The 16685-nt window shown below is 53.5% G+C and carries 10 protein-coding genes; 8 read left to right on the forward strand and 2 right to left on the reverse strand.

Translation table 11 applies throughout. From position 1 onward, the window contains the following. The first annotated feature begins 2 nt into the window (after nucleotides 1-2). The 6 genes from lptB (at nucleotide 3) to npr (ending at nucleotide 4324) form a co-directional block, all read left to right on the forward strand. Entirely contained in the window at nucleotides 3-728 is a 726-nt protein-coding gene (gene lptB / locus RAC65_RS19470; RefSeq protein ID WP_006121735.1) for an LPS export ABC transporter ATP-binding protein, read from the forward strand. A 48-nt stretch (nucleotides 729-776) separates the two neighbouring features. After that, complete coding sequence (gene rpoN / locus RAC65_RS19475; RefSeq protein ID WP_039338897.1) at nucleotides 777-2213, forward strand: RNA polymerase factor sigma-54; 1437 nt, start codon at nucleotides 777-779, stop codon at nucleotides 2211-2213. Between the two features lie 18 nt (nucleotides 2214-2231). Next, nucleotides 2232-2519 carry a ribosome hibernation promoting factor gene (gene hpf / locus RAC65_RS19480; RefSeq protein ID WP_006121733.1) on the forward strand — a complete coding sequence of 96 codons (288 nt, stop codon included), beginning with the start codon at nucleotides 2232-2234 and terminating at the stop codon, nucleotides 2517-2519. Between the two features lie 152 nt (nucleotides 2520-2671). Beyond that, nucleotides 2672-3151 carry a PTS IIA-like nitrogen regulatory protein PtsN gene (gene ptsN, locus RAC65_RS19485; protein ID WP_033739256.1) on the forward strand — a complete coding sequence of 160 codons (480 nt, stop codon included), beginning with the start codon at nucleotides 2672-2674 and terminating at the stop codon, nucleotides 3149-3151. 49 nt (nucleotides 3152-3200) lie between these two features. Then, nucleotides 3201-4055, forward strand: a complete 855-nt coding sequence (gene rapZ, locus RAC65_RS19490) for an RNase adapter RapZ (protein ID WP_006121731.1) — start codon at nucleotides 3201-3203, stop codon at nucleotides 4053-4055. Further along, nucleotides 4052-4324, forward strand: coding sequence for a PTS phosphocarrier protein NPr (npr, locus tag RAC65_RS19495; RefSeq protein WP_006121730.1), 273 nt, complete (start codon nucleotides 4052-4054; stop codon nucleotides 4322-4324). Before rapZ ends, npr begins: the two co-directional genes overlap by 4 nt. A 2-nt stretch (nucleotides 4325-4326) precedes the next feature. Here npr and mtgA read toward each other — a convergent pair whose 3' ends face one another. Together mtgA and arcB are read right to left on the reverse strand one after the other, a co-directional pair. Further along, complete coding sequence (gene mtgA, locus RAC65_RS19500) at nucleotides 4327-5046, reverse strand: monofunctional biosynthetic peptidoglycan transglycosylase (protein WP_033739165.1); 720 nt, start codon at nucleotides 5044-5046, stop codon at nucleotides 4327-4329. 873 nt (nucleotides 5047-5919) lie between these two features. Next, nucleotides 5920-8256, reverse strand: a complete 2337-nt coding sequence (arcB, locus tag RAC65_RS19505) for an aerobic respiration two-component sensor histidine kinase ArcB (protein ID WP_033739163.1) — start codon at nucleotides 8254-8256, stop codon at nucleotides 5920-5922. A gap of 892 nt (nucleotides 8257-9148) precedes the next feature. Here arcB and RAC65_RS19510 point away from each other — a divergent pair. Both RAC65_RS19510 and RAC65_RS19515 read left to right on the forward strand, forming a co-directional pair. Beyond that, on the forward strand, nucleotides 9149-14680 hold the full coding sequence (locus RAC65_RS19510; RefSeq protein ID WP_058702618.1) for a glutamate synthase-related protein: 5532 nt from the start codon (nucleotides 9149-9151) through the stop codon (nucleotides 14678-14680). Between the two features lie 178 nt (nucleotides 14681-14858). Then, on the forward strand, nucleotides 14859-16616 hold the full coding sequence (locus RAC65_RS19515; protein WP_006121726.1) for a sulfite reductase subunit alpha: 1758 nt from the start codon (nucleotides 14859-14861) through the stop codon (nucleotides 16614-16616). Nucleotides 16617-16685: the final 69 nt, after the last annotated feature.

The following is a 16685-nucleotide window of genomic DNA, read 5'->3' on the forward strand; positions in this document are numbered from 1 at the left end:
CTATGGCCACATTAATCGCAGAGAACCTGGCGAAGGCGTACAAAGGCCGTCGCGTGGTTGAAGACGTCAGTCTGCAGGTAAAATCCGGTGAAATCGTCGGCCTGCTCGGCCCAAACGGTGCCGGTAAAACCACCACCTTCTATATGGTGGTCGGGATTGTTCCGCGCGATGCGGGCCGCATTGTCATCGACGATGAAGACATCAGTATTCTGCCGCTCCACGCGCGTGCGCGTCGCGGTATCGGCTACCTGCCCCAGGAAGCGTCAATCTTCCGGCGTCTGAGCGTTTACGACAACCTGATGGCCGTGCTGCAAATTCGTGATGATTTAACCGAAGAACAGCGACAGGATCGGGCGAATGAGCTCATGGATGAGTTCCATATTGCACATCTGCGCGACAATATGGGACAGTCACTGTCGGGCGGTGAACGTCGCCGTGTGGAAATTGCCCGTGCGCTGGCCGCAAATCCCAAATTCATTCTGCTGGATGAGCCTTTTGCCGGTGTTGACCCGATTTCCGTTATTGATATCAAAAAGATTATTGAACATCTGCGCGACAGTGGGCTTGGCGTGTTAATCACTGACCACAACGTGCGTGAAACGCTGGCGGTCTGTGAACGGGCCTATATTGTCAGCCAGGGCAACCTGATTGCTCACGGTACGCCGAATGAAGTCCTTGCAGATGAGCAGGTTAAACGTGTTTATTTGGGTGAAGAGTTCAGACTCTGATAAGGTGTCGTTAATACTGATGGTTACCCGGGAATATTCATCCTGTCTATGAAGCAAGGTTTACAACTCCGGCTCAGCCAGCAACTGGCGATGACCCCACAACTGCAACAGGCGATACGTCTGTTGCAGCTTTCTACGCTTGAACTTCAGCAAGAGCTACAGCTGGCCCTGGAAAGTAATCCCCTGCTTGAACAGACTGAACAGCATGAAGAAATAGACGCAAAAGAGTATCAGGAAGGCGAAGCGGGACTTGATACGCGTGAAGCGCTGGAACAAAAGGATATGCCCGAAGAGCTGCCGCTCGACGCGACCTGGGATGAAATCTATACCGCGGGAACGCCATCAGGAACCGGTACGGACTATCAGGATGACGAACTGCCCATCTACCAGGGCGAAACCACCCAGTCGCTGCAAGATTATCTGATGTGGCAGGTTGAGCTGACGCCGTTTAGCGATACCGATCGGGCGATCGCAACGTCTATCGTCGATGCCATTGACGATACGGGTTACCTTACCGTTTCGCTTGAAGACATTCTCGACAGTATCGGCGACGATGAGCTGGAAATGGACGAAGTTGAGGCCGTTTTAAAGCGCATTCAACATTTTGATCCGATCGGCGTAGGTGCACGTGATTTGCGTGATTGCCTGCTGGTACAGTTGTCGCAGTATGCGCCTGAAACGCCAACGCTCTCTGAAGCCCGCCTGATCGTCAGCCATCATCTGGATCTGCTGGCCAACCATGATTTCCGCAGCCTGATGCGCGTCACGCGTTTAAAGGAAGACGTACTGAAAGAGGCAATGCTGCTGATTCAGTCGCTCGATCCACGTCCGGGCCAGTCGATCAATACTGGCGAACCTGAATACGTTATTCCTGATGTGCTGGTCCGTAAAATTGCGACGCGCTGGACGGTAGAACTCAATACCGACAGTCTGCCGCGGCTTAAAATCAACCAGCACTATGCCGCCATGGGCGGTGCTGCGCGTAATGACAGTGACAGTCAGTTTATCCGCAGTAATTTGCAGGAGGCGCGCTGGCTGATCAAAAGTCTGGAAAGTCGCAATGAGACGCTGTTAAAAGTCTCACGCTGCATTGTTGAACAGCAACAGGCCTTTTTTGAGCAGGGCGAAGAGTTTATGCGTCCGATGGTGCTGGCCGATATTGCCCAGGCGGTGGATATGCATGAATCCACGATTTCCCGCGTCACCACGCAAAAATATCTTCACAGCCCGCGTGGCATTTTTGAACTGAAGTATTTTTTCTCCAGTCATGTTAATACTGAAGGAGGAGGCGAAGCCTCATCTACTGCGATACGGGCACTGGTAAAAAAATTAATCTCGGCGGAAAATCCCGCTAAGCCCTTGAGTGACAGTAAACTGACCTCCATGTTATCTGATCAAGGGATCATAGTGGCACGTCGTACCGTTGCAAAATATCGAGAGTCTTTGTCCATACCGCCTTCAAACCAACGTAAGCAGTTGGTTTAACAGAGAGAAGGAAGACCTATGCAGCTGAACCTTACCGGGCAAAATGTTGAAATCACCGAGCCACTGCGTGAATTCGTCACGGCGAAATTTGCCAAACTGGAACACTACTTTGATCATATCAACCAGGTATATGTTGTCCTGAACGTTGAGAAGGTGACACAGGTTGCTGATGCCACATTGCACGTGAACGGGGGCGAGCTGCACGCCACATCGGAAGCGGAAGATATGTATGCGGCAATTGACGGGCTGATTGACAAGCTGGCCCGTCAACTGACCAAATATAAAGACAAGTTAAAAAAACACTAACCTTCACGCTGGCAGGCGCGCCGGGCGCGCAGAGCTGAAAGGATGGGGCGGATTAACCGCCCCGTTTTGTCATCTGTGCCAGCGCCATGATTCCGCTACGTGATTACCGCGTACCGGTTTACTGGCTAAGTGAACTCGCAAGTGAAACGAAAATGAACAATGATTTAACACTGGAACTGAGCACAGTGCTTTCGCCAGACTGCACCCGCAGCAGCGTACACTGCCAAAGCAAAAAACGGGCGCTGGAAATTATCAGTGAACTGGCCGCTAAGCAGCTCAACCTGCCGCATCAAACGCTGTTTGAAGCGATACTGACCCGCGAGCGCATGGGAAGTACCGGTATTGGCAACGGTATTGCTATTCCGCATGGCAAGCTGGAGGAGGATACGTTACGTGCCGTCGGTGTCTTTATCAGCCTTGAGCAACCCATCGCATTTGATGCCGTGGATAATCAGCCTGTCGATCTCCTTTTTGCGCTCCTCGTGCCCGCGGACCAGTGTAAAACTCACTTACATACACTGTCGTTAGTCGCCAAACGGCTGGCGGATAAAACGGTTTGCCGCCGTCTGCGTGCTGCGCAGAGCGATGAAGAGCTGTATGCCATCATTACCGAAGAACAAACAGAGCAATAAAGCGCGTGATTTACCGGCGTGAGCCGGCTTTAAAACGGGAGAGAAGGTCATGGTGCTGATGATCGTCAGCGGTCGGTCAGGCTCAGGAAAATCAGTGGCGCTGCGCGCACTGGAAGACATGGGTTTTTACTGCGTGGATAACCTGCCGGTCGTGTTGTTGCCTCAGCTGGCAGAATCACTGGTTGAGCGCAATATCTCAGCGGCGGTGAGTATCGATGTGCGTAACATGCCTGAGTCGCCTGAAATTTTTGAAACCGCGCTGAATAATCTGCCTTCCGGATTCTCGCCCCAGTTGCTGTTTCTTGATGCCGACCGCAATACGCTGATCCGCCGTTACAGTGATACGCGTCGCCTCCATCCCCTGTCCAGCAAAAATCTGTCGCTGGAAAGCGCGATTGATGAAGAGAGTGACCTGCTCGAGCCGCTGCGCTCGCGTGCCGATTTGATCATTGATACGTCAGAGATGTCGGTGCATGAACTGGCTGAGATGTTGCGTACCCGCTTACTGGGTAAACGCGAGCGGGAGCTGACTATGGTGTTTGAGTCGTTTGGCTTCAAACATGGTATTCCCATTGATGCGGACTACGTCTTTGACGTGCGTTTCCTGCCCAATCCACACTGGGATCCCAAACTGCGCCCGATGACGGGGCTGGATCGTCCCGTCGCGGCTTTTCTGGATCGTCATACCGAAGTCCATAACTTCATTTATCAGACACGCAGTTATCTGGAACTCTGGCTGCCCATGCTGGAAACGAACAACCGCAGCTATCTCACCGTGGCGATTGGTTGCACCGGTGGCAAACACCGCTCGGTGTATATTGCAGAACAGCTCGCTGATTATTTCCGCTCCCGGGGTAAAAATGTACAGTCCCGTCATCGCACACTGGAAAAACGTAAATCATGACCGTTAAGCAAACCGTGGAAATCAGAAACAAGCTGGGCATGCATGCACGCCCCGCCATGAAGCTGTTTGAACTGGTGCAAAGTTTCGATGCCGAAGTGCTGTTACGCAACGAGGCCGGCACAGAAGCCGAAGCCAGCAGCGTTATCGCGTTGCTGATGCTGGATTCCGCCAAGGGCGGCCATATTGAGATCGAAGCCAGCGGCCCCCAGGAAACTGACGCGCTGGCCGCCGTCATTGAACTCTTCGAAGCCGGTTTCGACGAAGAGTAACGTCAGTCCAGATGATTGCGCTGCAGGAAGCCCTCTCCTCCCAGTTGGCGCATCTGTCGGAGTATCCATTGCTGGCGCTGACGCACATAGCCTGACGGCGCGTCGGCACGAAAGCGCAGCGGGTTAGGTAAAACGGCCGCCAGTAACGCCGCTTCTGACATGGTTAAGCGACTGGCAGGCTTGTTGAAAAAACGCCGGGACGCCGCCTCAACACCAAAGGTCCCTTTACCAAACTCCGCGATATTCAGGTAAACCGTTAAGATACGGCGTTTAGTCCAAACGGTTTCCAGGCCGACCGTCAGACCCGCTTCCAGTCCTTTACGCATCCAGCTACGTCCATCCCACAAAAACAGATTTTTAGCCGTTTGCTGTGACAGCGTTGACGCACCGCGCATCCGGTTATCATCGCTGTCCAGTACAGACTGAATGGCTGCCACATCAAAGCCCCAGTGGTGAGGAAAGTTTTGATCTTCCGACGCGATAACGGCCAGCCTTATCCAGGGCGACATCGCCTGTGTCCCCACCCAATCCGAATGTGAGACATAGCTGAAATCGCCACGCAGCCAGGCACCGATCTGGCGTTCAGCCATCACGGCAGAGAAAGGCACCGGGAGAAAGGAAAAAAGTAAAATACCTGCCAGCCACAGCCCTGCCCAAATCAGCAGAATGCGCAGCACAATGCGCTTTACACCCTGCCAAAGCTTCCCTTTATGCTTACTCATACAATCGTCTCATCATTATGTCGTTTTTTAATTAATTTCAGGTGTAATCACCCCTGATGATAAAAAGCGTTCCTGAAAAATTCGCCGTCCGGGCCTGTCACCTTTATGATATGGCAAAGAAAATGCATCTGCGATGCAACAATAGTATGAATGAGTTCAATAAGTTCCCTTAAAAAGGAATCGGTTCCATTTACGAAGTCTCACACCATTCCTTGCAGAGCGATGAGACTAATTCGTGATAATTGCAGCCATCAATGTTTCATAAAACTTATATTTTATTTCGGGCGCGCCTGAACACAGGTTGCAGCAATGCGGCAGGCATTAACGTACTTATGGCATTTCTTAACCGCAATGCATGTTTTTTTATTAATATGTTTCTCCAAACATTACAAACTTTTCTATTGATAAAACCTTTTAAGCGCCAGGGCGGATGACGTTTTCCGAAACGTTTTGGACCTTCCTGACCCAATCCTTTTATTATTCTTTATTATCATAAGCTTATAGCCAATTTAGTTCGCATCAGTGACGAATCATTTGTGTTAAGAGGCTTAACACAGGCTTTGTTAACAAATTTGGGTTAAACCCGTACAAAAAACAGAACTTTTGTTCAAAAAACAACCAATGTAACGGTAAAATTGATTCCTTTCTTGACTATGTTGGCAAATTAATGTTTCCTGTATTTAAACGCTGTTCAACATCACAAATTTTAATGAATCTTGTCACAAGCTAATTCGAATTTGATAAGGTGTTGCATGTGTTAACCAATACCCGTTGTTGCCTTGAAAAACACTAAGCATAGCAGCAGCGACTTTTTCCCTGGTGTTGGCGCAGTATTAGCGCACCCCGGCCTCGGCTGGGGTCATTTTTTTTGGATCACCGCTGTTTCTCAGCCACCCACTCGCGCAATATCTGCACATCGTGCCGCCATTCACGCTTCAGCTCTTCCACCCATTCGCCCACGTTATCCCACCAGGCCGGTAATTCTGGGCTTTGAATTTGTTTCGCGATCTGTTGAAGATGCTGTAAGCCAACGGACCCTGCGGCACCTTTGATTTTGTGGCCCTCTTCAGCAATGCCTTTTTCGTCGCGTGCCATCAGGTTGGAGTCCAGTACCTCCAGGTAGCCCGGCATCATCTGTTCGAAGATGGTCAGGCTTTGCGTAATCAGACCGGGTCCCACCAGCTCCAGATACTGTTCAAGCATTGGAATGTCCAGCAAGGTATCGGACTGACGACTGCCCGGCGTCATAACGGCCTGATCATCGTTTCCGGGTTGGTCATCCCAAAACTTTTTGATGATGGCCGTTAACGCAGGTACGGCAAGCGGTTTACTGAGCACATCGTCCATGCCCGCATCAAAATACTCTTTTTTATCTTTCAATACGTTGGCGGTTAAGGCAACCAGCGGCGGCAAATGCGCATCAGGATACCGTTGACGAATGGCACGCGACACGTCCATGCCGGTCATATCCGGTAACTGAATATCCAGTAGCACCAAATCGAACTCCAGCGGGTCAAACATCTCAAGCGCTGCTTGCCCCGTCATGGCAACGTCAACGCTGCATCCCAGTTTTTCCAGAACCGAGCGTGCCACAATGACGTTCAGCTCAATGTCTTCCACCAACAGCACGTGCAGGGCCGGAAGCGGCAGCGTATCGTCAACGCCTTCATCTTCTACTTCCTCGGCAATACGCGGCGCTTTAATCACCACGGTAAAACAGGAGCCCTGGCCCGGTGCACTACTGACGCTGATATCCCCGCCCATCGCCTGCGCCAGACGGCGGGAGACCGCCAGGCCGATACCGGTTCCGGTTGCTGGTTTGCCGCCATGCTGATCGGTAACCTGATAATACATGGCAAAAATTTTGTCCTGCTCTTCCTCGCGAATGCCCTGCCCGGAATCCTGTACCTCAAAGCGCAGCGTTTCATCCTGTTCATAGGCAATACGCACGATGATTTCACCCTGCTGAGTAAACTTCACGGCATTGCCGATCAGGTTCCACAGGATCTGCCGTAGTCGTGTACCATCCGTTGAGATTTTATGGGGCAGCGGTAACTGCGGGGCCATGACAAACTTCAGGCCTTTTGGCTGCGCCAGCAAGCCAGAGAGATTCTCCAGATCGGCCAGGAAACTGGTGAAATCCAGCGGCTGGTTGTCCAGCTGTACCTTGCGTCGCTCGATTTTGTCCACTTCGATGACGTCGTTAAAGATATTGCCCAGGGTGATGGCAGAGACATGGATGGTTTTCAGGTACTTGAGCTGCTCCTGATTCAGATCGGTATCCAGCAAAATGCGGCTCAGACCGACAATGCCGTTAAGCGGCGTACGAAGCTCGTGGCTGATCGTAGAGATAAAGGTGGTCTTTTCCCGGCTCGCGTTCTCCAGCGCGTCCTGATAGCGTTTACGTTCGGTTATATCGCGGCCAAAGCCCATCAGGCCGCTGCGCTTACCGACCCGGTCATAATAAGGCACTTTACGAATTTCAAAACAGGCTTTCCGCCCATCGGGATACTGCAGCCACTGCTCATAGGTGAGCGAGACGTTATGACGAAAGACTTTTTCATCGGTTTCCAACACTTTAGTCGCCGTGTCATTGTCATAAATATCATGTGGCGTGAGCCCGATAAGCTGTTTTTCACTTTTACCAGTCAGCAGCTCCATGGCGCGGTTACAGCCTGAGAACTGCTTGTCGATATTGCGATAAAAGACCAGATCTGGTGATGCATCCAGAAAAGAGCGCAGGAAAGACGACTGTTGTTCCAGCTCTATTTGCGCCTGCTCGCGCCGCGCCACCTCTTCGCGTAGCTTAGCCATGACCTGCTCACGTGCCTGCTCCGCTTTTTTACGATCGGCAATTTCCTGATTGAGTCGGGAAATGGTCTCTTTCATCTGCTGATTCAGCTCAAGATCGCGCGTACGCATTTCTTCCAGCTTATCCACCAGCCTGGCAAGACGCTGGCGTGACTCTTCCAGCTGATCGACCACCACGGAAAGAAAATAAACCGCCCAGGGCGTGATCAACAGACCGAAAAAGACCGATCGCACCATATCAATACTTTCGACATGGCCACGCAGTACCATGGTCACCGCCATCTGCACAATCATGGCCAGCACGACCAGTGCAGACGCCAGCAGCAGCGAAAAACGGATCAGGCCAAGCTTGACCATTAAATCAACATAATATTGCGCCAGCAGGCGAATCTGTTTCATAAACACTCCCTGGGTGAGAACAGCCACATGATAGCGTATTTACGTCACCGTCGTCTTAGTGCATCCGGCGAGATCGCGACCGTCATGCACTTATATGGTGCAAAACGCCGTTGCTTCGCCGACGTTTGCCCCATTATTGCTAAAACCCTTGACTAATTGTGCTAACTCAATGAATCTGTAGGGCCGTCTGCTAAACAGGCGCGCGTATCCAACCTCTTCTTTTCCGTCTGACAAGGCTTTATTGTCACGACGCCCTGTTTTTCATGCATAGCCATTCACATTATTCGAAGTTTTAAGCAGCGCGACCTGATTAATTTTACTAATCACATGCCCCTTATTGATTCAAATTTGCTGCTATAAGAAAAACAGATACATCCTGCGCTTCCACTGCCTGTAGCAGCATTTGATGCTGTTTAGTACCCTGTCGCCAGCATACTTCAGCGATTTCACGCCACTGGCACAGTGATAGAGTTCACATTTCCCTCTCTGCCGCTTAATGAAAAACTGACACATTTTAGACACAAAAGCATAATAAATTCATTTGGTTATCGACATAAAGACGTGATTAAACTGTGTCAGGCTCGCTATTTGACCTTGATTCGCTTTCCCGATAAGTTGGAATTCCGCTGAAAGCTTTCATGATGGGCAAGCGTCACGGCATATCTATGCAACATGACGCCCGCATGGTTTGAGTCATCTCCTTTCGAGAACGGAAACACCACGCGCTACACATCCACGGACTTATCCTCCTGCCGATGAAAAGTGCGTAAAACGAAATCGCGCAGGCTGTCAGGCGCGGGAATAAAAGAATGCGCGCTGGGAAGAGTGTTTAACAAAGCTCAGTGCCTGAAACAATGCAGGTAATGTCAAAAGCAGTTTAAGGAGACCCTCAATGTCCACTAAAAAACCTGAATCCTATGGCTTATATAACCCAGCAGCAGGAAGTGACAGCTGTGGTGTAGGTTTCATTACCCGTAAGGACGGCGAGCAGACCCACGACATTCTGCGTATGGCGCACAGTGCACTCTGCACGGTTCCGCACCGTGGTGGCATGTCCGCTGAAGGCGTGGGTGATGGCGCGGGTGTCAACGTCGATCTTTCACTGCACTTTTTCCGTAAAATTACCGGTCAGGCGCTGGAAGCCGGTCGCTTTGGCGTGGGTAACTTCTTCGTTCCTAAAGATGCTGAACTGCGTGCCAATGCGGAGCGCCTGGTAGAAGAGACGCTGCGTCATTTTAATCTGCCGGTGATCATGAAACGCGAAATGCCGCTGGATAACAGCGTGACGCGTCCGGCCGCTGTCCAGTTTCAGTTGCCCATCGTGCAATGGATTTTTGCTGCGCCTCAGGATGTCAGCCACCAGAACGATTTTGAAAAACGGATTTATCGCGCCCTGCTGGCGATTGAGGCAGAGGCCTTTACGAAAAGTGAGTTTGGCGGTTTGTATCCGCTGTCGCTTTCGTCCCGTACCCAGGTATTCAAAGCCCGTCTGAATTCCAATGAGGTCATTCCTTATTTCAAAGATCTGACCGATCCCGATCATCAGGTCCGTGGGCTGTTTTTCCATACCCGCTTCTCAACCAATACCGATCCGCACACCACTATGGCGCAACCTTTCCGGTTAATGGCCCATAACGGTGAGCTGAATACCGATCGTAAAAACCGGATTGCTGAATCCGCGCTGGCCTCTGCGCGTGGAAAAACTATCGTTCGCCCGAAAGGTCAGTCAGACAGTTCCCGTCTTGACCAGAGCATTCACAGCCGCCTGATGGAAGACGATCTCGACTTAATTACCGCCGTGGTGTCGATGATGCCACCTGCATGGGAAAATGACACCGCGCTCTCTCCGGCGGTGCGTGACATGCTGGAATATTTCTCACTTTATGAAGAGAAGAACGACGGCCCTGCGGCGTTGATCTTTGGTAATGGGGAAGTGATTGGCGCACGTCTTGACCGTCTGGGTCTTCGTCCACTGCGTTCGGTAGAAACCGCCGAGTATATTGGTGCCATGTCGGAAGCCGGCCAGATTGCCTTTCCCCCGGAAAGCGTACTGCGCCGTGGTCGTATCGAAGCCGGCGGCATGCTCTATTTTGATCATCGCGAAAAACGCAGCTATACCACGCATGAAGCGCTGGAAAAGCTGGCTGCGGAAAAAGATTACGCTGCACTGCTCGGCAAATCTCGCGTCGATCTCAAGGAGTTGCCTGTCATCCCTGCTGAGAAACAAGGGTCGCCTCTGCGCTATCGCGGCGATCTGAAAACCTATCAGCGCTTTGTGGCTTACTACTATAACCAGGAAAGCTTCAAATTCATGATGGACCCGATGCTGAACACCGGGGCCGAGAAAATCTCTGCTATGGGTTACGGCAACGCGATCAATGGTCTGTCCGATCACGAAGGCGGCATGGCGCACTACTTTTCGCAGCGTTTTGCACAGGTCACTAACCCACCGCTGGACTCCATCCGTGAAGCGGACGGTATGACGCTGCGCGTGGCACTGGGAGCCAAACCGCACCTGGGACGCAGTAAAGGCCGTCAGATTATTGTGCCGACGCCTATTCTGACGCACCTGGACATGCTACAGCTGCGCGAACAGAACGTCGCACCTTATGCCCGTTTTGACATGCTGTACGAACCTGTCACCGGCAAAGACCTGCTCAGCCGTACGGCCAACGCCACTGCGCTGGAGAAGGCGATTGACGATCTGGCTCAGCAGGTCGTGGATTTCGCGCGTTCTCAGGGCGGGATAGCCGTCCTGACCGACCGCCACATCTCGTCCACCCATGCCGCCCTGCCCATGCTGTTGGTGGTTTCTGCGGTGAACCAGCGCCTGGTACAGGAAGGATTACGTCTTGACGTGTCCCTGGTGGTGGAGAGTGGGCAGATTATCTCGTCGCATCACATTGCCGCGACGCTGGGCTTTGGTGCCTCTGCTGTCTATCCGCTCGGCGTACAGATGCGTGCCGAGGAGAAATTCGGTGAAGGTGAAGAAGGCAATAAAGCCTTTAAACGCTATGCCAAAGCCGCCGAAAAGGCCCTGATGAAGACCATGGGTAAAGTAGGCCTGTGTACCGTTGAAAGCTACAGTAGCGGTGAGTTCTTTGAACCTAACTTCCTTAACACTGACGATCCGGTGCTGAAGAAGTATTTCCCGAATATCAAAACGCCTGTTGGTGGCGCGGGCTTTGCCACCATCGCGCAAATGGCAGTGGACTGGCATCAAAGCGCGCTGAAAATTCAGGGCGAATCAGAAGTGCCATTACTGGGGCTGTTTAAAGAGCGCGCAGAGGGCGCAGGCCACTCCTACGGCACCATTGCCGTGCGTACCTTTATTGATATGACGGAAGAGCCGATTCGCTTTGCGGACAAAGCGCGCGAAGAGGACAATTTCATTCGTCTGATGACGCTGGCCCGTCTGGATAATGCGTTTGGCATCAAGCCTGACACGTTCAAGGACAGCAGCTTTGAGCGCATTCCTGATGACGTGATGAATAACTTTGCCATCACAGCCGATTACCGTCAGTTCTCCAGCCTGATGTATGAAGAGCGTAAACGCCGCCCTGCTGCGCTGCGTGACATTCTGGCCTTCCCGGCCGATCTGACGCATATCGACAGCGAAGCGGAATTCCGCCGTAAACTGGGCCGTTATTCGCTGACCAACAACGGATTTGCTACTCGCGGCCTGGAATGCGAGGCCATCGAAGGCAGCCCGAACACCTTTATGCTGCGGCTGACCGATGCCATCGCCGGACTGAAGCCGGAAAGCGAACGTCTGCTGAATCTGTCACGGGCTCTGAAAGCCCGCTTCAGTGACGAAATCGAATCGGCGGACGTGGTCGCAGGCGGCCTGAAAATCACCGCCGTAGGTAAAGCTGCCGACTATCTGTCGCGCATTTTTACTGCGCTGCCCTCACTGCCGTTAAGCGAAATTCAGCCTGCCTGTGAAATCACTCGTACTTTTGCCTCCGGGGCGATGAGTCACGGCGCGCTGGTGGCACCGGCACATGAAGCTGTCGCACATGGCACCAACATGGTCGGCGGCATGAGCAACTGCGGGGAAGGCGGCGAGCACTATTCCCGTCATGGCACTATCCGTGCGTCCCGTATCAAGCAGCTGGCGTCAGGTCGTTTCGGCGTCTGGGCGGCGTACCTGGCCGATCCGATGCTGGAAGAGCTGGAGATCAAAATTGGTCAGGGTGCAAAACCTGGCGAAGGTGGCCAGTTGCCTGCGGCGAAAGTCACCGTCGAAATCGCGGCGGCACGTGGCGGCACACCGGGCGTTGAGCTGGTCTCGCCACCACCGCACCACGACACCTACTCTATCGAAGATTTGGCCCAGTTGATTCACGACTGCAAAGCGGCGCGTGTTCGCGTCATTGTGAAGCTGGTGTCCTCTGAAGGGATTGGCACCATTGCCGTGGGCGTAGCGAAAGCCGGTGCTGACGTTATTAACGTCGCCGGTAACACGGGCGGTACGGGCGCCGCCTCGGTGACCAGTCTGAAATATACCGGTCGCGTCGCGGAAATCGGCATTGCCGAAGTCCATCAGGCGCTGTGTGCGAACGGCCTGCGCGACAAAGTCCTGCTGCGCTGTTCAGGTGCACAGCAGACGGGCAGCGACGTGGTGAAATCCGCGCTGCTGGGCGGTGACAGCTTTGAATTCGGTACGACTGCGCTGATGATGCTGAAATGCGTGATGGCGAAGAACTGTAACGTCAAATGCCCGGCAGGGTTAACCACGAATGCTGAAGCCTTTGATGGCGATCCGCGTCAGCTCGCACAGTATTTCCTGAATGTGGCACACGAAGTCCGCGAAATCCTGGCGCGTATGGGCCTGCGCTCGCTGCGTGAGGCCCGTGGGCGCGCTGACCTGCTCCATTTGATGGATCACCCGCTGGAAGTCGGCAAGCTGGATCTGCGCGCCATGCTCACCGTGGTGCCAGAGCTGAAAATCGACAAGCCGGTTTATCTGGAAAAAGATTTTGAGCTGGATGATGGCTGGGTGGAAGAACTCAACCAGCAACTGGTGACAGCGGGCAAGACATCGCTGCAGTTAGGTCACGACGTCGTCCTGAACAACCGCAATAAAAGCGTGGGCGGTCAGTTGGCGATCGATATCGAGCGCATGCTGAATCATACCCTGACAGCAGAGCAACTGCAGGCGATGCCCTCTGTGCTGCAGGACGATCGCGGTCGTCGCTATCTGGCGCCGGCCACGGTGCATATTACGACCACCGGCTCAGCCGGTCAGTCCTTCGGTGCCTTCTGCAATGACGGCATGCTGATGCAACATCGTGGCACCTGCAACGATGGGGTGGGCAAAGGCCAGTGCGGCGGCGAGCTGGTGGTGTTATCACCGGGCGGCGGCGCACAGGACAGCGATGGCAACGTCCTGATCGGTAACTTTGCTCTGTTTGGCGCAACGGGCGGCCGCCTGTTCGTGCAGGGCCAGGCGGGTGACCGCTTCGCAGTGCGTAACTCTGGCGCCACTGCGGTAGTGGAAGGCGTCGGTGACTTCTGTTGCGAATACATGACCAACGGTGCCGTGTTGAACCTGGGCACCTTTGGTAAAGGCTTCGGTAACGGCATGAGCGGCGGCTTTGCTTACCAGTACGATCCGTACGGCTCCCTGGCTAACCATGCAGCGGGCGATTCCGTTCTGTTTGGTTCCATTGCCGATGCCGATGAGCTGGCACAGATTCATAAGCAGGCCGTGCTGACCATGCTGAACTGGCATCTGGACGCCACGCAGTCACCACGTGCGGCCTGGCTGCTGGAGCACTGGGAAACCGAATGTCAGCACTTCGTGTATGTGATGCCGCGCTCTCTGCTGCTGTATCAGGATGGCGGTGAAATCCTGAAGGCGAAATCCCGTAAGGATTTGCTGGAAGAACTCTCAACCGCGCTGGCAGCGCATCAGGTGGCGAAATTCAAAGCCGCGTGGCGTGAGGGCAAAACCATTGCAGACGGTGCCGTACCGGCTTATGGTGCGACAGATACGGTCGAGATGTTTGTATTGCTCAATAACTACACCGTATTGAGCTTCGCACAGCAGCTGGCTCTCGGCAAGTTACCGAAAGGCACCCACGTTGAGGATCCGGCGGTCGAGAAAGCGGTTCGTAATTTACTGATGACAGAGGACTTTTCGCTGGTCAGTAAACTGCAGCGCCATGCGCGGGCAGCCATTGAGAACTACAGCGACAGCGAATTAGCCAGCCTGATCGGTTCAAAACGCATGTCCGATTACAAAGCGGCACTGACGCAACGCAACATCCGTTCCATGGACAGCCTGGCCACCTATGGCTGGATCATGTATCAAGATGCCTGCAACCGTGAAATCCTTGGTCGTCTGCCTGATTTTGAAGAGTTGTTTGCACGTGCGGCATTACCTGAAATTGCGGCGGCGGTAGGGAAACTGGCCTGACAGCCGCGTCTGTAAACTGAACTGTGTTTAATCATGATTACCCGGAGGGTTTCGCGGTACCGGGCGGAGGTCAATCCCGAGCCTCTCTGTGGCAGACGGCCGCTGAGAGGACGGGTTTCGCCATACTCACGGCGGTGCGAAACATGATGGTTAAGAGCGGGATTGAGTAAAGGTATCCATGAAAATTCCATACATTCCTGAAGATGCACCTTTCAATGGTGATCAGAAATACTGGCTGGCGGGCTTTCTGGCTGGCCTGCACTCCCGTTTGCTGGTGTTAGAAGACAAACAGCAACCTGCCGCGGGCAACGCCGCCGCTGCAACGACCCAACTGCACATTCTTTATGGTTCGCAGACCGGTAACGCTGAAGCTCTGGCCCAGTCTGCGGCCAAATCGGCCCGTGCTAAAGGCCTGGTGCCTGTCGTTCAGGCGCTGGGCGATGTGGATCTCGACGTGTTTGCCACAATGCGCCACGTGCTGATCGTCACCTCGACCTACGGTGAAGGTGAAATGCCGGACAATGCCCAGTTATTCTGGGACGCCATCTCCGCCAGTACCGCACCGCGTCTGGAGCAGATGCACTTTGCCGTTCTGGCTATCGGCGACACCGGCTATGACGGTTTCTGCCAGGCCGGTAAATTCCTGGATATGCGCCTGGAACAGCTGGGTGCCAAACGTGTTGTTGATCGTATTGACTGCGATATTGATTATGAAGAGCCTTCGCATGCGTGGCTGAACAGCACGATGCCACAGTTCGCCAGCAGCGCAGGCAGCAGCGGCACGGTTCTGGAAAGTGCACCGGAAGCCCCGGTCATCCCCGGCAGCAACAAATCCAATCCCTATGCCGCAGCCCTCATCACCAACAAGCGCCTGTCGAGTGAGCAGTCTGCGAAAGACATTCGCCATTTCGAATTTGATCTGACTGACAGCGGTCTGAAGTACGAAGCGGGCGATGCGCTGGGTGTGATCCCGGTGAACGAACCGTCGCTGGTCAGCCTGCTGCTGACACAACTGAACGCCGATTATCAGACGCCCGTCCCCGGCTTCGACAGAAGTCTTGGCGATCTGCTGACCTACCAGTTTGAAATTTCTGAGCCTTCACGCAAGCTGATTGAGTGGGTTGGACAGAACACCACGAACCAGGAACTGCGTCACGTACTTCAGCACGATGATAAAGATGCCCTGGGTGTCTGGCTGTGGGGCAAAGATACGCTGGACCTGCTGCAACTTGAGCTGACCCGCAGCCTGAGCGTGCCTGAGTTCGTCGCCCTGCTGCGTCCGCTGCAGCACCGTGCCTACTCCATTTCGTCCAGTTCCAAAGCGCATCCTAACCAGGTTCACCTGACGATTGCGGCTGTGCGCTATCACAGTGGCGGCCGCAACCGTAGCGGAGTCTGTTCAACCTACCTGGCCGAGCGCGTGCGTCGTGGCGAAAAGCCGGCGATCTTTATTTCGCCGAATAAATCCTTCCGGGTTCCGGCCAACGGCAATGCGCCCATGATCATGGTCGGCCCGGGTACCGGCATCGCCCCTTTCCGTGCGTTCCTGCAGGAACGTCAGGTGACCGGTGCGCAAGGCAAAAACTGGCTGTTCTTTGGCGATCAGCATCAGGAGCATGACTTCATTTACCGTGAAGAACTGACGGCCTGGCATGAGAGCGGTTTGCTGACGCGTCTCGATCTGGCGTTCTCACGCGACCAGGACAAAAAGGTCTACGTGCAAAACCGCATGCTGGAACAGGGCGCCGAACTGTACGCCTGGTTGCAGGAAGGTGGGTATTTCTACGTCTGTGGTGATGCCTCACGCATGGCGAAAGACGTGGATAATGCGCTGTATGAAATCGTACGCCAGTTTGGTGGTCTGTCCAGCGAGCGCGCGGCGGACTACATCGATCAGTTGAAGAAAGAGAAACGCTACCTGCGCGACGTGTACTAATCTCAGCCGCAGAAAGCAAAAATCCGGGTACGCTGTGCGCCCGGATTTTTTTTCGCTCATCATTCTGAC

It is taken from the genome of Pantoea sp. BS_8, assembly GCF_041954965.1.
GTDB classification, from domain to species: Bacteria; Pseudomonadota; Gammaproteobacteria; order Enterobacterales; family Enterobacteriaceae; genus Pantoea; species Pantoea stewartii.